Source organism: Kluyvera sp. 142486 (assembly GCF_046569695.1).
Lineage (GTDB): Bacteria > Pseudomonadota > Gammaproteobacteria > Enterobacterales > Enterobacteriaceae > Kluyvera.
Map to the genome: position 1 here is coordinate 168,061 of NZ_JBKHUI010000008.1, position 23,012 is coordinate 191,072.

The 23,012-nt window shown below is 49.9% G+C and carries 16 protein-coding genes; 1 reads left to right on the top strand and 15 read right to left on the bottom strand.

Annotation, left to right across the window (positions count from 1 at the left end; genetic code table 11):
* Positions 1–4 precede the first annotated feature (4 nt).
* From ACLGE8_RS11275 to ACLGE8_RS11340, 14 genes are all read right to left on the bottom strand, one after another.
* A complete protein-coding gene (locus tag ACLGE8_RS11275; protein WP_410998526.1) occupies positions 5–4,081 on the bottom strand; it encodes a contractile injection system tape measure protein in 4,077 nt (1,358 codons plus the stop codon).
* Positions 4,078–6,450, bottom strand: coding sequence for a hypothetical protein (locus ACLGE8_RS11280; protein WP_410998528.1), 2,373 nt, complete (start codon positions 6,448–6,450; stop codon positions 4,078–4,080). Before ACLGE8_RS11280 ends, ACLGE8_RS11275 begins: the two co-directional genes overlap by 4 nt.
* 8 nt (positions 6,451–6,458) lie before the next feature.
* The gene (locus tag ACLGE8_RS11285; protein WP_410998530.1) at positions 6,459–7,289 is read right to left on the bottom strand and encodes a hypothetical protein; all 831 of its coding nucleotides are present in this window, start codon (positions 7,287–7,289) and stop codon (positions 6,459–6,461) included.
* Complete coding sequence (locus ACLGE8_RS11290; protein ID WP_410998532.1) at positions 7,282–11,253, bottom strand: hypothetical protein; 3,972 nt, start codon at positions 11,251–11,253, stop codon at positions 7,282–7,284. Before ACLGE8_RS11290 ends, ACLGE8_RS11285 begins: the two co-directional genes overlap by 8 nt.
* Positions 11,253–11,702 (bottom strand): GPW/gp25 family protein, encoded by a 450-nt coding sequence (locus ACLGE8_RS11295; RefSeq protein ID WP_410998534.1) that lies wholly within the window; start codon positions 11,700–11,702, stop codon positions 11,253–11,255. Before ACLGE8_RS11295 ends, ACLGE8_RS11290 begins: the two co-directional genes overlap by 1 nt.
* A 29-nt stretch (positions 11,703–11,731) precedes the next feature.
* Positions 11,732–12,031, bottom strand: a complete 300-nt coding sequence (locus ACLGE8_RS11300; protein WP_410998536.1) for a PAAR domain-containing protein — start codon at positions 12,029–12,031, stop codon at positions 11,732–11,734.
* 19 nt (positions 12,032–12,050) lie between these two features.
* Positions 12,051–13,844, bottom strand: a complete 1,794-nt coding sequence (gene vgrG, locus ACLGE8_RS11305; protein ID WP_410998537.1) for a type VI secretion system tip protein VgrG — start codon at positions 13,842–13,844, stop codon at positions 12,051–12,053.
* 14 nt (positions 13,845–13,858) lie between these two features.
* On the bottom strand, positions 13,859–14,512 hold the full coding sequence (locus ACLGE8_RS11310; protein ID WP_410998538.1) for a peptidoglycan-binding protein: 654 nt from the start codon (positions 14,510–14,512) through the stop codon (positions 13,859–13,861).
* A gap of 25 nt (positions 14,513–14,537) precedes the next feature.
* Positions 14,538–14,708 (bottom strand): hypothetical protein, encoded by a 171-nt coding sequence (locus ACLGE8_RS11315; RefSeq protein WP_410998539.1) that lies wholly within the window; start codon positions 14,706–14,708, stop codon positions 14,538–14,540.
* A gap of 2 nt (positions 14,709–14,710) precedes the next feature.
* Entirely contained in the window at positions 14,711–15,187 is a 477-nt protein-coding gene (locus tag ACLGE8_RS11320) for a phage tail protein (protein ID WP_410998540.1), read from the bottom strand.
* 49 nt (positions 15,188–15,236) lie between these two features.
* A complete protein-coding gene (locus tag ACLGE8_RS11325; RefSeq protein WP_410998541.1) occupies positions 15,237–15,707 on the bottom strand; it encodes a phage tail protein in 471 nt (156 codons plus the stop codon).
* Positions 15,708–15,785: 78 nt separating this feature from the next.
* Positions 15,786–17,360 carry a phage tail sheath family protein gene (locus ACLGE8_RS11330; RefSeq protein ID WP_410998542.1) on the bottom strand — a complete coding sequence of 525 codons (1,575 nt, stop codon included), beginning with the start codon at positions 17,358–17,360 and terminating at the stop codon, positions 15,786–15,788.
* A 418-nt stretch (positions 17,361–17,778) separates the two neighbouring features.
* Complete coding sequence (locus ACLGE8_RS11335) at positions 17,779–18,561, bottom strand: hypothetical protein (protein WP_410998543.1); 783 nt, start codon at positions 18,559–18,561, stop codon at positions 17,779–17,781.
* On the bottom strand, positions 18,562–19,146 hold the full coding sequence (locus tag ACLGE8_RS11340) for a DUF4255 domain-containing protein (RefSeq protein ID WP_410998544.1): 585 nt from the start codon (positions 19,144–19,146) through the stop codon (positions 18,562–18,564).
* Positions 19,147–19,677: 531 nt separating this feature from the next.
* On the opposite strand from ACLGE8_RS11340, the gene ACLGE8_RS11345 reads away from it, so the two are divergent.
* Entirely contained in the window at positions 19,678–21,513 is a 1,836-nt protein-coding gene (locus tag ACLGE8_RS11345) for a DNA/RNA non-specific endonuclease (protein WP_410998546.1), read from the top strand.
* Between the two features lie 282 nt (positions 21,514–21,795).
* Here the strand turns inward: ACLGE8_RS11345 and ychF are convergent, their stop codons facing one another.
* Positions 21,796–22,890: a redox-regulated ATPase YchF gene (ychF, locus tag ACLGE8_RS11350; RefSeq protein WP_106926651.1), complete on the bottom strand. Its 1,095-nt coding sequence runs from the start codon at positions 22,888–22,890 to the stop codon at positions 21,796–21,798.
* Between the last annotated feature and the right edge of the window lie 122 nt (positions 22,891–23,012).

A 23,012-nucleotide genomic window follows, 5' to 3' on the forward strand; every position in this document is an offset into this window, starting at 1 on the left:
ATCCTTAGCGCCATGACACAAAAAGAGGGATATCCATCCATGGATATTTGATGGCCTGAAAACTCCAGGGCAACTGGTCGAGCAGCATGTCAAAAGTGCCGGGGATGATATTCAGCTGCCAGTGTTTTGGGGTAAAGGTGAGCACGCCTTCGCGTTGAATAAAGGTGGATTGCAGACCGCGGATAGAGGTTTTTCCTAGGGCTCGCCAGTGAGAAATCAGGGCGGTGAGCAACCCTTCGATGAGCGTTTCGGCCCCTTCCGGTAAGGCAACCTGCTGAGGAATGGCCGTGGAGGGCGCAACGCCGCAGAGCACTTTGTTCAACAACAGCTGGTATTCGGGCGCGTGGCTGGTGTTATTGGTCATCCATTGCAGACAGAACAGCGCCTGCAGCTGCGCGGAGGTATCCACGAATTTGCCCCCGTTGGTCAGCGCTAGCCGCTGAAATAACATGGGAATGTAGACCGAAGCGATAACTAATCCCGCGTTGTGAACGGTAACGGGTTCCGCGCTGACTTCTGCGTTATCCTGCGGGGGATTCCAGGGGATACCGGCATTTTTCTTCACGTCCTTGTCTGTCATATCAATCGCCTCAATAAGCTGTTTAATTTCGGGGTGTTGGTGATTCAGATGCGTTGTCCACGCCGTTTTGTCCGGCGTTTTTCGACAGTCGCGCTGTGCAATCTGTACCAGCGTTTCTCGTAGTGATACGGAGGGGATGAGCGGCAGCAATCGACCCACCAGTTCGGCAACCGGTGCGTCAGCAGCCGTGTTGTCCTGATGGGCGAGCGTCCGCCACCGTTGATGTAATTCGCTAAGCACTTCCGCCATGAACGGGGCGGCGGTGAGGGCGATCCCTTTGATCCAGTGCTGGTGATAGAGCGTTTGCCAGTACAGTCGTTCGCCCTGTGTGGATGAAGCAAAGAGCTGGCAAAATGCCTGACGTAACGCCAACAGCGCGAACGTTGTGCTGGTCAGCGTTGGCAGCAATATCGCCAGATGTGCTTCAGTGGATATCTCGGTTAGCCATCGCTGCAGATGACGCGGATTTGCCAGCATGCGCTGCAGCCATGGCCACAGAGGGTGTTGCACCGAGCGCGGCCCGAGGTTCAGCAACATGCTTATCGCCGGGACCGGCCCTTTACCGTCAAACCAGCGCAGTAATGCCTCGCGCAACGCTGCCTCGGGGAGAAGGCTATCTAACCACCGCCTGCGTTCCGCCAGAGGGCGATGAATCACGTTACTGCCGAGGATAAACTGCTGTAGCTGATGGTAGCGCTCGCCGCCCAGCGATGTAGGGTGCTTGTGCATCTGACGCAACAGCCGTTGAAGCCATTGCTCAGGTGTGGCTGGGCAGTGGTTGCTCAGCAGTAATGCGTAAAACCAGTGCAGAGACAAGGTGAACTGCCGGGTTATCGCAAGCAGCAGAGGGATCAGCGCGAGGGTGCGCTCACTGAGCTGCGGCTGTATAAGGCGAACCAACCGCGTTAGCTGGGGAATGTTCCACGTCTGGAGTTGGGTTGCTACCACCGAGGCATTGACCGCGGCGTAGCGCTGTAGACATTCGCGCTGTGGCTGAGTGATGGCTCTGATGCCCTCATCGGACTGAATATGCGTCAGCAGTTGCGATGCGGTGACCAGAGGGCGCTTATAGTGCCCGATAAGCTCCAGCAACTGCTGACGCCATAAAAAGCCGCTGTCGCTCAGGTTTAACCACTCGTCAATCAGTACGTCGAGGTTGACCTGGTAACGGGCAGAAAGCTGTTCAGCGATCTTCAGCAAATATTGATACTGGTTAAATTCACTTCCCCTGCGGCTTATCACGTAGTGCAGCGACAGCTCCCATAGCGCGTTTCTGGTATTGCTGACGCTGAGCGGATTTGACGCATGGCTAACGGCTGCCTTAAGCGTCTGGCTCTCGTGGATCATCGTGCGCACGCTCTCGCTAGCGGCTGGTTGAATAATGGCCGTCAATGTGAATAAGGTGGCATCATCGAAATGCACCACCCAGCGTTTTAGCGTGGCAACGGACTGCCCGATGCTGAGGATCAGCGGGGCAAGACGTTGCCCGTGCTCGCGCTGCCATTGTTTGATCTGTCTGTTCCACCGGGCCTGATCGGCACGTTGTAACGTGGTGACAATCTGTTCTATGTCGGCCAGTTGCGTCAGCGTAAGGCCACTTATCAGGGCGGGAGAAAGCCCTAATGGCAAGCGCACAGGAGACGGCTCAACAGGCTGAGCAAAGGCCTCTGAGAACCCGTTTGGGTCGAGCGCTTCCAGCAGGCCGCTCAACGCCGTCCCCGCCAGAGCAAGGTCACCGCGATGCATCCGGTTATTTCGTCGCGTTGCCAGCAGCGCTGTCACCGTGATATTTCGCCAGGCCGCCATCCGCAGGATGACATAGCGGAGGAAGCGGTTTGGGGTAAATTCGCGGTCACTTTCCACAATGAGAAAGTCGAAGGTGAATTGCCAGAACATGATCACCGTCGCGCGGGGGGGAACATCGGCGCTCTGAGGCATAAGCCAACGATGATCCGCGATAAGGCGGCGTATGACGGGGGGCGCAAAGGGCTCCAGCACTTTGACCAGCGACAGCAAGGTATCATCAGAATAGGTTTCGGCCCAATGACGGCGAACAGACGCCAATTGGCCACATCCGCGTAGCAGGTCGGCAAACGGGGGGGAAGCCGGGGGCCAATAGCGCTGAAGTTGCTGCTCCGAGCCTGAACAGAGCGCCAGCAGCAGTTCGTTAATGTTGGGTAATGACGTTACGTTTTCTCCACCGGGTTGCATCGCCGCGTCGGGCAGGGAGATTGCGGCGCTCTCTGGTGTCCTTAACGGCGACGATGAAGCAATGAGTGGCGCAATGGTATGGAGTAAATCGAGTAATTGCCCGCGCAGCGTGCTGTCGATAGTGGTGCTGTTCAGCGCCGCAATTAACGACGCCAGTAGTGCATCGGCCTTCTGGTTTTGCGAATTGGCCATCCTGACCACCAGGCCTGACATATAGCTTTGGCGGTTGAACGCGCTGCCGCGATTGACAAGCAGATACTGGAACGTAAACCGCCATAGCTGCGGGTGAATTTGTGACGGCGGTAATACCGTGCGGGAGTCTCCCACGGGCAACGCTTGTTCGGCATCCACGTGGCGTGTGGCTGCATCGGCGTGATAGGCGACCGACCACCACTCAGGCCGGTGTAAAATCGCCTGCAAAAATGGGTATTCTTGCGGCGTTAATACGCGAAGTAGCTGAAAACGTTCGGTTTGAGTTAAATCGCGTACCAGAATCCAGGGCAGCTGGCTATCGGCATGCCGCTGATAGAGGGCTTTAATCAGCTGTGGCGCAAACTGCTGCACAGCCATCTCCCACTCGGCACGAAGCGGGGCTAAGTTGTGCTCAGTAAGCAGCTGCGTGAAGCGGGTAAACCACGCTATCGCCAGCCGGTCGGCCAGGTCTCCGTGCCGGCTCTTAGGATGCGCTAATAACAGGGACATCATTTTCCATTGCTGCGCCGTCGCCAGCGACGGGAATAGCGCCGCAATGTTATCGTCGGAAAATTGTTCAACGATGCGCTGCAATATGTGCTCAGGCCGCTGCGCATGTTTGAGCTCGTCAATCAATCGGGCGGAATGCTCGATTAGCATGTCAGATAAGCCGAGCGTTTCCAGCGCCTGTTCGCCAGAGACTGACCACGGAAGCGCGCCGGTACTGAGGAACTGCCAGAGCACGTTCCAGCGACGCTGCTGCTGGCTCAACAGCTGCATGCCTGTCGATTCAACGGAAAACGACGCCTGCCTGGCAACACCCAACTGTGAACGCAGCGTTGCCTGTAGTTGCTGTTTGAGCTTTTCTGGCGCCTCCTGATAAAACGTGCTGGCGTTGAGCGTGCCGAGATCGAGGGTCAGGGTGTCGATAACCAGGGTTTGATGCTCAGGACAGATCTCGTCAAATACCGTCTCCATCACCGGGAGAAACTGTTGAATCACCCACTGAGCGGCACGTGACTCGAAATTTTCAGCGTCCGCAAAGCTGGTGAAATCAACGTCGAGATTGAGGTGATTGATTTTGTGGCACTGGCTCATTGGCACATTACCTCATCTAACTCACTGCGTGCGCGCTGCATTAACAGGCCAAGCTGCTGGGCGATGGCATCGCACTCGGGCTGGCGTTCTTTTTGCTGTAATGCGTCGGATTTCGCCTGTCGCCATTGGTGATAGAGCGTTTCGAATTGGTCAAAAACGGCGAATTCAAGCCACAGACACTGCGTCAACAGGTGTGCCGGGCTGTTTTCAATGACTAATTGTTCCACCTGTTCCCGGAACCGGAGATTGCTAAAGCGAGCGGTAAAGCCCGGTAAAACCAGAATGACCCGATTGGCATAGTCGCTTAACAAGGCGTTAGCGTTCTCGGGGCGCAGTAAAATCGGCTCAACGACGTAAAGCCCTTCGCTGCTCTGGTTTAAGTGAATCAGCCAGCGTTGCAGCTGATGACAAAGCAGGGTGAGCGCCTGTTGGTCAGCGTGGCTGGCAATAGGCAACCACTGCTGGTGACCGTCGATACCGGCGTTAAAAAATAGCTGATGATCGCTATGATCCTGGCGTGAGAGCAGGCGATACCGGCGGTTATCAACACCAAACTGCAGCAACGCCTCCGGCAACGTGCGCTCGCGAAAAAGCGGCGTCGCGAGTAGCGTATCCTCAATATCCTGTTCATTCGGGCATGCCGTTAAGTGGTTTTCCGCTATTGGCAGTAGCGCGGCTTGCGCTTCGGGATTGCTTAACCACCGCGCGTTTTTACCGACATCGCTGTGGAAATAGCGTTGGTTGGAGGCCAGGTTAAGTGAATACCGTGCAATGGTGTGCCCGTACTTCTCAGAGGCGTCGGCCTGCGGCAGTATCCCCAGCAGCAACGCCAGGCGTTGGCGATATCCGCCTTGATGATGGGGGAGAAGTAAATTGTCGCCAATACCTCGACCATTGGTCATCGTGACGATATTCAGAATAAACAGCTGTTTATATTTCAGTAGCTGCTTTTCTAATTGCGGGGCCGAAAAATAGGGATTGAACTGACGGTGTAACCACTCCGGGTAACGTTCGCCATAAAGGGCAAGTAAATAATCAAAAATACGATTTTTGCGTTCTGGATAATTATCAAGCTGGGCGCGCAGGTGCTCCAGGGCTGTGCTGGCATCATGCGGATAATGTTTATCGATATTATAGAACTCATCATCCTGCAGACGATGTACGTGATAGCTAATTTCAGGCGCTAATGACAGCGAGAACAGCGCGTTTAGCCCAGCGATATCATCACAAAAATTAGCCATCAGCTGATCAAACAGCAGCAAATAGCTGCGGAGTTGGTGCCGTTGCGCCTGCTGTTGCGCATGATACTGATTCGGTGTTCCCGGCGCTAAATGGTAGTTCCTGGGGAACAGGGTTTGGATCGATTCATAGCGGCTGAAATCAATGTATTGCCCCACCGGCAGCGCGGGTGGCGCGGCCGTTTTAAGCTGGGCGCTACGCTGCTGGTATTGGATCTGCTCTATTTGAATAGCGAGATCGGCGTAGTCGATGCTTACCGGGTGCTGGAACTGAACGACCTCAATCCCTGAATGTGCCGAGGCCTCCGGCAGCATCAAATAAGAAAAAGGGGCGATAATATCGATAGGGTCTGATTTTTGGTGGTTGTCGCTATGCTGGAAAAATTCGAGGCGTTCAATCTGCAGAATGCCGTCCTCGGCGAGCAGGGATTCTTTAATGACATCAACGGGCATGTTTTGCCCGTTTGACCCAAGCCAAAGGCCGATCCGGTGGTATAGAGAGGCGGCAAGCCAGGTGACATCCGCAATATCGTCGCTGATGTGAATGACGGCGGTAAGCGTCAACGGATGCTGTCCGGTTAATTCGATCGCCGCCAGGTCTTCCCCCACGGCTCGAACCTGATAAAACGCCTGGCGAATGCGATGAAGGGCCGCATGTTGCTGCGTATAAACCGAACGCTGGCCGGCCACAGAACGCTGCTGGCTTAATGCGTAAAAATGGTTGAGCTGCGCATTGAGGGTGTAAATGCCCAGGAGCGGGCCATTTTCGCTGCTGCGTAACCAGACTTTATCGAGCTCAGGCAGTCGCGCCAGGAGCCAGGTTTCATACTCTTCAGGCTGCTGGGGATATGCCGGGAGGATCTCCTGCGCTAACGCTAACCCATGCGCCCGATAATCGATGTTCCCCGAGGGTTCGCTAAGATAGTCGGTGACTTCGAACTCGCAGCGGTAGATAAGATCGGTCAGCGCATAGCACACCTGCTCAAGAATAGTCATCCCCGGGTCGTGGGTGTTGTAGTCAGTCCAGAGATGGCCGCTCAGCTGCTGAATGTACGTCAGACCGAGCTGATAGAGATGTTCAAAACTATTCAGATTATCGTTGTGGCGCGCTTTCGAAATAGTCTTAGACATGATGGCATTTACTCCCCAGCCGCCACGTGCTGGCATTGCTGCATGAAAGGGTCATTCCATAATTGCGTAATGTGGTATTGGATGGTCTGGTCTTCTCCAAATGGCGTGTTGGTGCGAATTTGCAGCGCGTAAGGGCGGACGGTGCCGCGGTGGTTATGCTGGCGCCAGCGCAGCTGGATTTTATCGGCCGAAGAATGAAAGAATGCCTGGGTCATCTGAATCGGATTTTTATCTCCCCAGTGCCACCACCGTTTATTCGGCGCACAGGTGTTAATGGCGATGGCGTGCACTAGCGCATAGCGCCCGCTGTAGCGAATACCGATCCCGGCGACCACTTCGAACATATGGCACCCTTCAAGCTCGGGGGTGATATCGTGCCATTCGCCATCGGCGGGAATGGGCGTATCAATCATCACGCCGCCCATTCTGCCCTGAGAGGCAATCGTCCCATTGACATCCAGGGCCTGCCTCGGCGTGTCGGTATTGATGCCCACCAGCCCTTTAGGCGTCATCGAGAGATTGATGGCCTGTATTGTGTCGCCGCCCTCAGGGCTCTCTTCGGTGATATCCGCCACGGGATTGGCGAAAACCTGCAAATTGATGCTCTGCGGAGCAAAACCGACGTGCCACAGCGGGGTGTCAGGGCTGTTTTGCTGATAAAAACTCAGCAGATGCTGCTGGTCTAATGCTCTGAGCTGCAGGCCTGTCTCCGGCGGTTTGATAAAGCCTTCATCACTCTGATTAACGCAAGAATCAATTAAGTCTGAAAAATGTTCAGCTGACGGCATGGTCCCATGACGAAAATAATTCTTAAGCGTGCTTCGATTACGTTTAGCCATTATTTTGAGCGCCTTTAGGGTTAGACGTTGTTGATGTGCTGACGATGAATTGCTCCCCGATCACCAATTCGCCAATACCGACGGTCACCGGTTTATGGGCAAGGTTATCGGGTGAAATCTGAATGTACTGATGTTCTTCGGGAATCAACAAATACCAGGGATAAGCCGCGCATATTGGTTGATTGGTCGCTGCGCTGTCCTGAAGCGTGTACTCGGTATCTTCATCGAGGCTGATTTTTAGCGCGGAAAGCGCGCTGACCTTAACGACGTTTTTTTGCCGCAGAATAAAGGCGCTGAGCTTCTCAAGCGATAAACAAAATCCCAGCCCGGTATTCAGGGTATCGGCTTCCCAGGGGCATAGCTGCGCTTTGATGGCGTGTTCCAGTCTGCGTAACGCAGGGCCATGACTCACCCCCTCTTTTAATGTGACTTTGCAGCGGATCTGAATTTTCTCGTAGCCAGGGTTACGGACCTCTATCTGCACGTGCGAGCGAGACACGGACAGCAGGAAGCGACGAATAGCGAGAAGGTATGAAGAATCTAACTGCTTTGGCGAACACAGCGAATGATCGCAGTCGGTATTGAGCGGCGTCACGATAATCAACACGTGACCAGGCACCTTGCCATGGGCCTCATAGCGGCGGGTTGGAAAACAGTGCACCGAACCCACTTCGGGGAAGTTTTCCAGAATAAGGTGTTCGTAATCCCAGGGGGTTAATGCCTTGCCCTTATGCCGCAGGTTTTCACTCACCCGCATCTGAAAGTGCTGTTCGCTCTCCGTTTCGGGGATTTTTATCATGGCATTGAGCTGCGCAATGGCGGCCAGATTCGCTTTTCGCGGCGAGCTTCGCCAGGCAGAAAACGGGAGCGGGGTAATGCCATCGTCGGCAAGGGGGGCGCCTTTGCCGGTGACTTTCACTACGTGAGTGGCGACATGCAGGCAGTCAGGGTAGCGGTCGATCCCTTTGTTGGTGCTAACCCGCAGCCAGAACAGGCCCGATGGCATTACGCTATGGTCGGTGTTGATCTCGCTTGGCAGATCTAAGGTGACAATACCGGTGGTAAGAAAGTTGAGAGTAGTGTCATGGATAATCTGATGCGGGTTGAGCGCCTGCCATTCATTATCGACCAGGTAATACCAGCGATATGAGGTTGATGGGTAGGGCATCAGCAGCCTGGAGCTGCCGTCAAAGACAAAGAAAATATTTAAATACCCCGACAATTCACTGGCGGTGATGCCGATAAAACAGTGGCTATCTTCTTTGTAATTCGGGAAGAATCGAGGCCGGTGGATCTGACGTGTTGGCTTAGGTGGGTAAATCACGTTTTCACCAAATGGGTGCAGGTGAACGATTTCACTTTGGTTGCGACTGTCGATGCTCAGTAAATCGATCGTAGATTCCGCCGAATAATGGAGGGAGAGATGCGTGACTAATGGCGTATAGGGCTGATTCGGCAAGATCTTTTTATGTTTTTTAGTGACGTTGTAGGTCAGCGTGTCGCTCAGTAAGGGGGCATAATCTTTATGACCAAATGCCTGTTCAGGGCCCGTGAGCATCAGTTTAAAAAGCCCGTTGCGCAGGCCTGATTGGTTGCTATAAGGGGTCTTTGGCCAGGGGCGCGTGACGGGGGGGTAGCTGTTTCTCATGTTCGAAAAGTGAAGATGCCTGTCATGATGAAGCGCACCGCTTGCCGGCGTAAATAACGGCAAACCCGCGGGGGCGAATTCAACCCACTGCCCGTTATTGAGCACTTCCGCACGCATGTGAAAACTGGCATTGGTATAGGGGTACGGATACTGAGCGTAATACTGCTTAAAACCATCAGACCCCCTCGGCAGGTTACCCCAGTCAAGGTGCAGCGAGAGTTGGCTGATTGATTTCCTGGCAATCTCTTCGTTGGCAATCACCATATAAGCATCAAGATAGGGCTGTGAACCAAATAAGAAGAAGGGCTGTGAAGAGTCAACTTGCCCTTCAGGGTTAAATAATTGCATTTGGGTTACGCCGCTTACCTGGGTCGTCATCGCCAGTTTTGATAATTCAAAGTCGCGGAAAATGGCGTAAGGAAAGCAGTTGCTTTGCCGCTTCAGGGTTATTTTTAGCGACGCGCTGTGTGGGAGATGCGCATAGCGCGGGATAATTGGGGCAAACCCGGTATCAATATGACATTTCACCTTGAAGCCCATTTGGCAATCACGGGCAACGCAGGGATAAATTTCGACGTTATCAAGCGGCTCCCAACCGTTTTCGGTTGAGGCTTCAATCTGGAACACGCCCTGGAAGAGTTGATAAAACGCGGCCATAGCGGAGTGGCTGAGAAGCTCTTCGATAGTGGTGTAAGCCGTAGGCTCATTGACCAGGATCGGTTTTAAACCGCGAAGGGCGGTTGCAATATCCGTTTTGCTTAACCAGGGCGTTGTATAAAGACAGCGCCGGCTGACCAGTTGACCGATGATGCGAAAGAGGACGTCTGGCTTGGATAACCCGTATGGCTTCCCTGTTTCTGCAGTGGAACAGAGGTGCTGTAGCGTTTGCAGATAAAATAATTTATAGGCTACCCAGACCCGCTGTGATGGCTTGAGTTGACGAAACTCGCTGAGCTGCTCCTGGCTAATCTGTTTGGTCAGGCCGCTGGCCGTTATGCTGGCGGCCCAGTCTTCAAACAGGTGGCTATGCATGGCGAGTAGCTGGGCAAATATTCGGGTTAACGCTGCGCTGGTTTTATTATTATCATCGACCGTCAGAAGTTCCTGAGCCACGATACTCGAGCGGACCTCCTTAAGATGCACCACGATTTCGATAGTGCGCTTACCCTGCTGCATAGAAAACAGGGGATCGGAGATAATCAGCCCCATCGGTTGCGTGCTGTCTTCGGTTTTATACTTGTTGTTGAAAATAGCGAATTGCTGATCTTTCGGGAAATTATCTCCGCTAGCCTCCGGCATAATCAGAACCCGCTGCCCGCTAACGCCGCATACCAGGCCAGACTCTTTTTCGGGTGAAACGAGTGGGTCGCGCTGTAGCGTGAGATTGAAGATGTGCGACACCTCCGCGTCCGTGACCTCGATGGGATAGCGACTGCGATAAACGATCGACTTAAAGTCAGGGTCGTCGCCAGGGCTAAATTCGGTACCTTGCTCAAATTGAATCGTGCTGTTGCTTTGATGGTTTAATGCGAGCTTTAAGTACACTGAATTTTCTGGCGTGGGTTGTTTATCCTGCAGCAGAACCTGACGGTAGTAAAACTGCAGATGTTTTTCCGTGAACTGATTAAGGCTCTGCTGGGCGCGTTCAAACAGTTTCAGGAAAGCAAAATAGAGCGCCTGCTGCGGGTTATTTTCCTGATGCGCCAGCGCGGCCTGAAGTACCTGTTGGCTTTGCTGTTTTATCTGTTCTAAGACGTAGACTATTTTTGCAAAGCAGTGGCGCATTTGTTCCGTAAAGCTACTGTGCAGCAATACGGGCGATGCGGTATCAACCGTGTGCTGATCCAGATTCCACAGCGGATCGAGTTCTTGTACGCTATGGCGAAACTGTTCGGGCAAGCGGGTGATGACCAGACTCAGCGGCAGCGAGAGGTGATGCTGATATTCATGTAGCAGGTAGTATTTAAACTGATAAGCCGTCTCTGGCGTACCGGGGAGGTGTTGATACCATGCCTGTAAACGGTTTAACAGAATAAGTAAAAACTTAATGGTCAGGTCTTCGCTGTGCGCGAGTGCTTGCTTGAACTGTGTCTGGATATGCTTCGTATCGCTGGTAGAAATAGCCGCGCAGACGACAATCTCACTTTTTTGGAATAAATTCCCCCAGTGACCATCCGCCTGGTCTTGCAGGTTTCTAAACGGCAGTTGTTGGGCAAATTGTTGTGCCCAGACCACTAACTGCTCAAAGCTGAGCTCGTGTGGGTTAAATAGAGATGAGTTTATTGCCTCATCCTGCCGCTGCTGTCTTGAGGTCATTATGCGATATCCCACTCGTTAGCTAACGGCAGTAGCTGAGGCGAGACCAGCGTACCTTCGTTTAAATAGAAGGGATAAACCATGTTACTGCGCGTGTTGGTGGTAATAACGCTGTAGTCAATTTGAATCAATAATTTCCCCGAGAGCGGTTCAGGTAAAAAATGAACATCTTCAACATTGATGCGTGATTCAAAAAATAAAATGGCGTGACGAATTTCAGATGCCAACTGGGTTAATACCGTCTGCGTGAGTTCTTCAAATACAAACTGATTTATCCGGCAGCCGAAATCCGGCGTCATCAGGCGTTCTCCTGGCGTAGTGGAGAGCAGGATCGTTAAGCTCTGTTCGATATCCTGTAGGTCAGCGCTCATGGTGACCTGGTGATTGGGCCCGGTAAAGCTGGGCGGAAAGGCCCAGCCGGTTCCTAAAAACGCGTTGTCGTTTGGCATAAATGTCACGCTATCCTCGCCGCGAGTAATCAACCGCCAATAATGACCGTGGGGCATCCAATCGTGATGGTTCCTCCATGGCTGGTGGTATCGCCCATTCTTGCCGCCGGTTTGCCACCGATCAGCACCGTGGCGGACCCTTTCACGATGGTTGATGGCGGCCCGACGCAGACGCAGTTATCCCCGACCACCGCGGCGGGCAATGAACCAATTAACACCGTGGGCACGCCGGGGCCGATAACGGGGCCACCGACATGAGGAATAGGAGGAAGTCCTGGCGTGGCCATTGGACACATCTGTAAGTCGGTAATTCTTGCAGCCAGGGGCATATATCCACTCCGTTAGTCGCTAATTAATTTTGACCAGGCCGCCTTTGACGGTGGTTATACCGGAACACGAGAGTTCTGCGGTTGCCGTTCCTTTTAGCGTTAGCCCTGTATTGGCTTGCGCAGACACATTTAGCCCAGAAATTTTGGCGTCACCGGTAGCCTTAATGATCGTATCGCGATTGGCGCTAATATTGACGGCACCTTTAGCGGAGATAGTGACATCTTTACTGCTGGTGATAGCAATGCCGCTTTTGTCCATGCATATCGCGTTATTATGTTGGTCGGTTAGAGTGATGGATTTAGCTTTATCGCTGATAACGATAGTGTTGCCACTGGGGGTTTTTAACGTCATAACGCTGTTCTCGTCGTCAAAAATAATGTTCATTTTGCTTTTGGTGACGAGGGTCTTGATATGATTGTCAGCGGTAATCTCTTGCGGCATTTTATTTTTGCTGCTGTAGAGCGAGCCCAGAATAATGGGGTTGCTGGGATCCTGGTTAATACAACCGACGATAACTTCATCGCCTACTTCCGGAATGAAAAAATTACCGAAGCCTGAGGACGCATAGCAGGAGGCCAATCTTGCCCAGATGAGATTCGCTTCGCTACTCAATGTCGGTATTTTTACCTGGATGCGATAGTTTGCCTCCGGGTCGCCATCTAATTTGGTGACCACACCGATTTGTAAGCCATCGACGGGCGGCAAATATCCTGAAGCCGGTGGTGCGCCTATATCGCGGTGATCCGCTGACCACATTGGTGACATCCCCAGCTCAGCCGTGGTAATCCACTGACCTTTTTCAATGCTGTGATGAATACCGCTAACATAGTGCGATCCGTTGTAGCGTTCACCCACGCCAGCGAGTTCAAGCAAGCTGTTGATGGTGGCGCTGGCGTTTCCCTGGAAAGTGACGCTGCCGCGGACCTTGCTCAGCATCGCTTTCACCTGCTGACCACCCGCCCAGCGGGTCAAGGAATCGGTGCTTAGGGTCGAGGCAGTTTGAAGCGTGTAATCGCTAATGCCCAACACCTTTGCCAACTCGCTGCTGGTGAAATTTCCCTGGCCGGAGATAGATTGAGCCGGGCCGGTGCCGGTCACCATGCTCTGTTTCACCGGGTCCCAGGCGGTGGCCTTCACGGAAGTTAGCTGGTTTCGTGCATCGACTTTGGCGGAAAACGACATTAAATCGGTGCCGTAGGTCACCACTAGCGCTGCGGTACCGCTGATCGCAGGTTTATCAACCGTCACCTGATTTGACTGGTTGGTGACCACAAAGCCATTGGCCTCTGCACGGGTCAGGATAAAATCCCAATCGGTGCTGTTAAATTGAACCAGTTCCGCCAGAGGCTCGTTAATACTGCCGACGGAGGCGCTGATAGTAGGGTAATTGGCGAGCAGGCTACTGATAATTTTGCTGTCGGATTTCGCGAGGAAACATTGACTATGCTTGGCAATAGTCATGGCAATGGCCTGGTCCTTACAAACAACGCAGAGGGATGAGCTGTTATTGGCTGCGATTTCTATGCCATGGCTAATAATAATCCCTTCGAAAACGGTTTTTTCATCACTGGCGTAGCCAGCAGAAATAGTAATGGTCGAGCCTGGCTTAAAGGTATCGGCATCGCTGACATCAAAGCGTTGGGTTGGCATATCGCCATCACTAATGGTGAGTTCCGCTGTGGCAATATGATTCACTTGATAGTGAATATGGATTGCGATAATGCCTATGGCGCTATCAATCGCTTTACCATTGACTTTAATGGTGTAGGTGGTTACGCCAGTACTATTATTGTTTAATGGGGAAATAGCCATAATTAACCTGATGTCTAAACTAAAGGAGGAAAGTAAATTATGGTGCCGGGTTTGATCTGTCTGGCACTGACCAGATTATTAGCCCGGGCAACCTCAATATAATAACTGCTGTCGTTATAGATCTTATGGCAAAGCATGGGGAGGGTGTCGCCCGCCTTGAATTCAATAATATGTGTTAAGTCGGGGGAGGATTGTTTTTTTAACGCGCTTTTTTCTTGCTGCGTTAAATATTTGGCAAAGCTAAGTGACACCGTGGCGCGCAGTGGGTTGCCGGAGGAATCGAACAACGAGTAGTTGATGCTAATGGCGGTCAGGCGGCCCTGGAAGTTTACAGAGGACCCCCACGCAATGACCACCGGGTTAGGCTCATGCTGTTCGCCGTTATAGGCGTAGGTCACTTTCTTCAGCGTGGCGAGCTGCTTCTGTACCGTGTCGGTGCTTGTTTTGCCGGTGACACCGGTACCGTCGAGCAGCAGTTCGAAGTCCAGTTTCTCGCTTTCATAGCCTTTAAACACCGTGGTTGGTGAGATATCACCCTGCTGCTGCGGGCCTTTATCCGTGTAGGAAATGCCAAAATTATGCTTAATGCTATTGGGGTTTAACGTCGCCGAAAAGGTTTGGGCGACGGTTCCCTTAGCCGTAATTGATTTTATTGTTATTTTTTCCATACTGAATTCCCTTTGTTTATATCACTTATCTTTCTCTTGCTTCATCAGGTGAAGACATAAAGTGATAAGGGAGAACATTAACTGACACATTTTCTTCAGGAGCAATGCCTGGCCGTTCGGCAGCGAATGACGGAGTTTTATTATCGTCGTTGATGGTTTGTGATTTTATCACCAGCTGTTTTATTTCTAATGGCACAGTTATAGATTCCTTTTTAAATGATGAAAGCAAATTTCAATCTCTTCAATCGCGACATCATTTTGCATTGCGTTGAAAGGCGTCATCGTCAGCTTGACGGGATAAGCATTAGAGGCCGTCCAGCTTTTGCAGGTCGCTCCTTTCTCATTGAGCAAATTAATCGACACGCTTTTTGTCTGAATTGGTTTTGATAGCTCATCAGTCAAAATATCAAGACACCAACTCACGAGCTTCGAACCCTTATCCGTCACTGCGCGTTTTAGCTTTAAATTGCTGCTTTTGATCGTCTTGGGCAGATGGTAAACGAGGTTATTTCCGCCTTCGCGATACTCTTCGGTTTCTATCTGGAATTCCAGCCCAGAGACCTCCTGAAAGGCTGTGTCACCCGCACAGCCACTGATAGAAACGCTGAAGTAGAAAGCCGGAAGAGGCCAGTCGCCATCACCCTGAGCAGCACCCGTACCTTGTGAGGTTGCCATGATGTTACTTTCCCTATTCCCGGAATACGGTTTTGCTCAATACAAGAAATCAAACGGAGATTTCTAATCCCTCATGGGCCAGTTCAATAGTTTCAACGGCCACTTCATTGCTGTCCGACTTTAAATCGGTGCCGGTCACTTTGGTGGGCCAGGCATTTTTTAACTTCCAGCTCATTACCGGTGCGCCACTTTCATCAAGCAGGTTTATGGTGACGGCGGTTCGGGCGATGGTGTTCATCTTGATCTTTGAATACCAGTCGTAGAACTTGTTATCGCTTTTAAAAATACCTTTCTTCAGCGTGACGTTACCGCTCTTAATCAAGCCAGGCATTTTTATGGTTGAAAATACCGGGCTATTACCTGCGCGATATTCGATAGGCTGTGATTCTAAATCTAGCCCTGATACTTCCTGAAATGCTGAAACCATGCCCGCGCCCGCGCCGCCATCCCATTTCACTTCGAAATGAAATTTCGGCATCGGCCATACGGTATCGGATTGCGCTGAACCATCATCTGCCATGGGAGTCTCCTGAAAAGCTATCCACGTTAAATTTGACGATACTGAATGCTAACCACGCCGCTATGCAGCGGTCAGAATCTAGGATTCCTGCATTTTTTGCTGGAAGGTAATTTCGATAAATTCAGCCGGTCGAACCATCGCAACCAGAACGGTAATACGCAAAATACCTTCCAGAATATCGTTACCGGTCATCGTCTTACCCAACCCAACGCTGACATTGTAAGCTTCACCCGGTGTTGAACCGGCTAATCCGCCACGTTTCCAGATACCGTACAGGAAGTTACCCAGCATGCTCTCCATCGACACCCAGGTGTTGGCGACGTTGGGCTCAAAGACATAGGCTTTCGATGCAAGCTTGATAGACTCTTCCAGCATGATCATCGTGCGTCTGACGTTGATATAGCGCCAGTCTAAGCTATTGCCATCAAGGGTTCTGGCTCCCCAGACCAATGTGCCTTCTCCGATAAACGGCCGAATGGCGTTGATCGATTTGCCCTGGGTGGTGACGTTGAGATCTTCTTGTTCGTCATCGCTGATATTGACGGTAGGGGAGACCACGGCATTAACGCTGACGTTGGCCGGGGCTTTCCATACGCCGCGAGAATTATCGACCATGGTATAAATACCAGCCATTGCCGAAGATGGTGGCATGATATTTTGCTGGAATTTAATGTCCGACATAATCGTTTGGTATAACGGACTCATATTCGATAGGATCTTATGCAGCAGTACCGCATCCGGTCGTAAAATATCAGCGCTGAGTTTGGCTATCTCGTCGAGCATCGCCTGTTTGCGCGTGGCTCTCAGTTTGTTTCCCCCGGTGCTGAGTTCTTCTTCCGAAAGGCCCTCTAAGTCACTGAACATCGCCGACACTTCGACAGTCAGCAGTTCACTAAGCTTGTCGATGTTGCTGATGTTGAGGAAGCTGACATCGCTGTCCTGCACGATGGAGGTATTTAGCCAGGGATAATATGCGGCGGAGTAATCAAGATAGTTGGTACCGAGTTTGGAGCGGAAGCTTTCAACGCAGTCACCATCAGGATGCTGACGGTCTTTGTAACCATTCCAGACATCGAGGATCGCCACGCGGTTCTTCATCTTGCCGCCGCAGTGGGCAAGCATGGCCTGCTCGACGTTAATACAATCGTCTTCCGCCAATTGAATGGCTTCAGGGATAAGCAGCATGGTAGGTTCTGCTTCTTTAATCAGCGGCAGAATACCGCCCTTTAATACCGCTGCGTCGATATCATCGGAATAATTACCTACCGAAACGATATAGCAAGGGCCGCCACCGTTTTGGAAGAAAAACAGCATGCTGTAGTAAAGATGATGACGGGTGTTGGATTGGGTTATCTGGTAGGTTTTTCCAGACTGCTTAAACGCTTCTCGGGTATTTGCATCAGGAGTGGTACCAATTTCGGATATCTCAAATAAATGCTGAGGCTCTCCACCAAAATATTGACGATACTCCGACATGGACGTAATACGCCATCCTTGATTACTTAACGACTTACCACCGTTGTCCGCTTTTTCTGTATATCCAATAAAGGCGGGAACCGCAGTAGCAACTTCAACGACGGAGTTTGGGAATGCGTTCTGCTCAACGATATATACGCCAGGTGTTTTCATTACGCCCATAGTTTGGACCTTCATGTAATTGATTGGCAACCATGCCTATCTGTTAACACACAGAAAAAAGCGCTGTTAAGAAAGGCATTCAATTAAGAACTATCTTATTAACTTTTGATACGTCTGGTATAGCGTTTGCCGTGTTTTCTGTCAACTGTCGTTATCGCGAAGTTTGCGTTACATTTATTAATCTTTGTTGATATAGCTGTTCCACGGCACTGATACTAATAACCTGCTATTACCGCAGAATCACCCGCCTGACACCTACGTTTAGCGCCTTGTTTTGATCGAAAATCGGCAGATAACTATTCCTTTTTTTATTGGAGTGGGTTAAAAATTTCATGATTTATACCCATAACTACGTAAACGGAGGTTATTCAATACTTTTTCATGATGACGTACGCATCTGATTGATATAAGAGAAGTATGTGTCATCGTTTTTTCAGTTAACGTAGATATGCGCGACAAATTTTTTCTGCCCTTCGATCATCGAGGTTGAAATATTATCTGGCACAGGCAAGGGTAGGGATTTAATCATCATGTTATTAACATCCAACAGCGAGAAGTGCTCTGCATAAGTTTTTCTTAAGGGTATGGGATTGTTAGATAGAAATATTCTTGCCGTTTTATTGGCGACCTGTTCAGGTTCTTGCTCGGTAAACGCGTTGGAGATGTTCAGATTTTTTTTACTGCCTACCGAGAATATATAATATTTCCAAAAAACCGAGGTGGCGTTAAATTGTACTGCGAGAGATTTTTTCTCTAAGGTACAGTGAGATTGTGGAAGTGAAATAGTCAGTACACCGATAAAGTTTTTGTTATGAATGAGAGCGCCACTATCGGTGCCAGTGGCAACCAACTGATGTGCATCAACCCAATGTTCTGCGGTGATATTGAGATCGGCGGCATCGTTAAATTCTGCGTTTAACACCGCTATATCAAACATGTCGGGCATTTTTGTGATGTTGCGGATGCCGGGAACGGTGCTTAGCAGATAGAACCGCAAGGTTAATTCCGCTGTCAGTTCAGCTAAAGTGGTAAACCGTTCAGTATCGACAATCAGCTGTGTGAACCCTCGCGTTGATTTCAGCAGTATGCCGTACTGCCTGAGTAAATATGCGGTTTTGTGGTCGGGAGTGAGCTCAATAGGAGCTAAACCATCGCTACTCGCATTGTAATACTCATGCAAAACGCTGATGGCTAAGATTGATTGATAGTCCGCCATTTAATTATCCCTTTTGGCCATGGTGGTATCTGACAAATGGATGTTGCCCACTTGTGTGAGAATAGATTCGCTATCCGGAATCAGCGCTCTTATGCGATAAGTACAAGAGGGCAGGTAGTGCGAACCGAATATTCCCCACAGGTGATTAAGCTGCTCCCCCGGAATGGAGTCCAGTTCCATGTTAAGTTGCTCAATGTTTTTTGGCAGGTCAGGAGAGTTTTGTCGATTGAAACTGTTATGACGGTTGAAAAATGCCAGGAAATGGGAAAGTACCCTTAACCCGTCGGAGTAATGGTTGGTACTAAAGTTTGCCGCCACGGTTACCGTCATGGTGATAAAAAGTGGCGGTGATGATATGGATGTTCTATTACTAGTATGATTGAAATCTTGTCGGTAGCTTTTTGAAAATGAATCTTTCTCAATATTGCTAATAAAAATCAGGATCTTGTTTTGTATTTTAGGCGACTTTGAGCCATCGAGGTCAGTTGGTGGGGAGACAATCACCAGATCGTCAGATAAATCAAAAACATTTTTAACGGATTGGTTCATCCTTTCTTTTAAGTAATCTAAGCATAGATCTAGCATGGGATGTTCCTGATTAAGAATAGTAATGAGGTCCAAACGGGTTTTTATAGCTATAACGCATTTGTTGAGGGTTTTACAACCTGAAATGACGTTCTGTAGAAACAAGCTGCAGATGCCGGTGTATCGATTAATGGCGTTGAAAACGTGGTCAAAAAAACGACTGCAATTAAGTCGAGGCCCCCGTTTCGGGCACTAAGAACGATTTAGAACCTATCCCATTAGGTTATTTCACTTGTTATTTGGGCACAGGGCAGTGCTCAAAATCCTCACGTACTCCGTGTACGATCTGGTTTTTCCACGCTGTCCGTGTCCAAACTGACTACGCCAATTACGCTTACTGGGATAGACTCTTACTATTTTGAATCAGAACGGTGGTTATACTGTTAGTAATATGAGTCTGGGGCATGTGGGAGTTAAAGCGTCATCTACTGATAAAAAGATAGCCAAAATAAAGGCCACTTGACGGTGATCTGGATGTTATAAGCAATGAAGAAAATCTATAGCAATCACAGAAAACAAAAGGTTTGAGATATGTATGCACAAGTAGACAAGCCGAAGAAGAATAAAAGTGGAACGGTTGTTCAGAAGAAAAATAATATAAAACAAGGTATTGGGCTTGTGGATAATCGATCTGAAGCGGTTGCTCAGCGAAAACTGCAAGAGATCGTGATTAACAATCGCTCATACACAGAGCAGCCAGTTCAATTCCAGTACAACATTTCTAATCAACAGCAGCATGCTATTCAGAAAGAAGAAAGTCATGGTGATTTGTCTGACTCTGCGGAAGATACGTATGCAAGTAAAGATGAGAACTTTTCAGCTAAAGATAGAAAGCTAGCCGCGCACAAATGGGTTACTCAACAAATATCTGAAAGCGATCCTGATCCTGAACAACTGAAAAAGATATTGGAAGTAGCGGAATCAGATTTCGAACTGAGTGCAATCAGAGTACAAGGAGACGATCCTGATAATTTGCAAATCGGCTATTTCGCCTCGCCAGGAGACTGGTTCAAGTTGGCAGGGCGTAAACTCATCGGTAACAATCTAAGCGACATAGGTATCGGGTTGGGCTACCGTATTGCAGGAATGATTCGTGGAAACGTTAAGGACAGCAGTCATAAAGCCTTACCTTTATGGGGACCGCTCACTGGGCGAGAATTTGGAACATTTATGCAAGTAAATGGTTTGAACTCATTTAACCAACCTAGTGGAAGCAAAACGGATTCTAATATCCTGAAGGCGAATAACGCTTCATACAAATCATTGCTGATGCGTCGAAACCCAGGAGGTCAATCTTACTATGTTGCCGGGCACCTGCTTCGAGGAAAATTGGGTGGGCCTGGAGATGAATGGAAAAACCTTACTCCTCTCACTCAATCAACAAACAACCCATCATCCGCCAGTCACCTGAATCAAGTTGAAGACAGTGTTCTAAACCTTATTGAGGCAGGAAAAACAATTACTTATCGAGTGCAACCTGTTTATGGCCGATGGCCTTGGGAATGGCCCCGGTATTTTGCCAATATCATACGTTATGGCTGGACTCCTGAGTTGAATGAAGTAATGGCAACAGAGGATCATATTCCTACAGGCTTGAATTGCGCCTGGTGGGTGCAAGGTGGTGAAGGTAGTTGGATTCCCTACTCAAGGCACATTCGTCAATGGCGTTATAAAAATGGCGAACCCTATGTTATTCAAACAGAAAATAACGGTCTTGTGAATTATGGAAACGCCTTGGAGGTTTGGGATGTGTTACACATTCCGGCAAAATTGGCAATTGGTGCCGCTTTGTGGAGTGCGTTTCCTCTTCTTCCTGCTTTTGCTCTTTCACCGCATCTCCTTCGCGGACTTGCAGCCGAGGCGATAGTTGATTTACTTGGACGAGGTGGAGACTTTCTATTTACTGAAGAAGGCGGCACGCGTATTGCTGCAAATCGTGCAGAAATTGGTCTTTTGACCGTCGCGGCGTCGATGTTCGGCTTGCCACAAGTAACACTTCTGGATCCAGTATTATCTTTAATCATTGGCAACCAAGCCGCACAGGCTCAATTTCTTTCCGGTAAAGAATACGACATGCCAGCAGTTATAGCGTTTTTACAACAGACCGTGTTGGAGATACCCGGTTTTAAATATCTTTCCGCACATTTGCCAGAGGTTCAAAAATTGAAAGGGATTGCAGCTGGATTACTGAATGTCGTTCACACAAACCCAAATATCATCAGTAATATCCAAAATAAGTATGGTGGTACTTTGCCGACTAAGTGCGTGGCTAAAACTAACTATGGAAAAGGTCCTCGCTGCAAAAATGCAATTTGTGAAGACGGCAGGATAGACAAGTCTTTTCTTTGTTACGCACACCACCGGTAGATGTGTATGCATTATTCGTGAGCACAATTGTTTATATATACGTTATCCTTCGAGCTGCCTCCGCGTTGGCTGCGTTCGTTCACCCGGGGGGATTACCGTCCAACAGTGAACGGTTCTTGGCTTTGACATTGTTCTTCACACAAAGATGAACCGGAGCAGATATAATTAGGCCCAGCTAATCCCTTTATGTCGAAAACTAAAATCCACGCAAGCGCGTGGATTTTATAGGGGTTATTGATCTTCATGAGATTCAACAAAACCTCACGAGACAACAAATTTTATTTAGACGTTGAACAAGAAGTTCATCACATCGCCATCTTTAACGATGTAATCTTTCCCTTCAGCGCGCATCTTGCCGGCTTCTTTCGCGCCTTGCTCACCTTTATAGGTAATAAAGTCTTCAAACGCGATAGTCTGCGCGCGGATAAAGCCTTTTTCGAAGTCGGTGTGGATTTTACCTGCAGCCTGCGGTGCAGTTGCGCCAACTGGGATGGTCCATGCACGGACTTCTTTCACGCCAGCGGTGAAGTAGGTTTGCAGGTTCAGCAGTTCGTAACCGGCGCGGATAACGCGGTTCAGACCCGGCTCTTCCAGGCCCATTTCTGCCATGAATTCTTCACGGTCAGCATCGTCGAGTTCAGCGATATCCGCTTCAACGGCCGCGCAAACGGCAACAACCACGGAACCTTCGGCAGCGGCGATTTCACGCACTTTGTCGAGGTATGGGTTGTTTTCAAAACCGTCTTCGTTGACGTTGGCGATATACATGGTTGGCTTCAGAGTCAGGAAGCTCAGGTATTTGATGGCCGCTTTGTCTTCGTCGGTCAGCGTTTTCAGCGCGCGCAGCATGCCCGCGTTTTCCAGCTGTGGCAGACATTTTTCCAGCGCAGCCTGTTCAGCTTTAGCGTCTTTATCGCCGCCTTTGGCTTTTTTCTGCACGCGGTGCAGGGCACGTTCGCAGGTATCGAGGTCAGACAGCGCCAGTTCGGTGTTGATAACGTCGATGTCGTCAGCCGGGTCCACTTTGTTGTTCACGTGGATGATGTTGTCGTTCTCGAAGCAACGAACAACGTGACCGATAGCTTCGGTTTCACGGATGTTGGTCAGGAACTGGTTACCCAGGCCTTCACCTTTGGAAGCGCCTTTTACCAGGCCCGCGATATCAACGAATTCCATGGTGGTTGGCAGGATGCGCTGAGGTTTAACGATTTCCGCCAACTGGTCCAGACGCGGATCGGGCATCGGAACAACGCCTGTGTTCGGCTCGATAGTACAGAACGGGAAGTTCGCCGCTTCAATACCCGCTTTGGTGAGCGCGTTGAACAGGGTGGATTTGCCTACGTTTGGCAAACCAACGATACCGCATTTGAATCCCATGTTTAAATCACCTTAATCTTTTGATATTCAACCTGTTATAGAAAACAGATTGTAGAAAAGTTAATAACTTTGCCTATTATACACGTCATACAGGAAAAAAACCGTACTTCATCCTGCTGCGA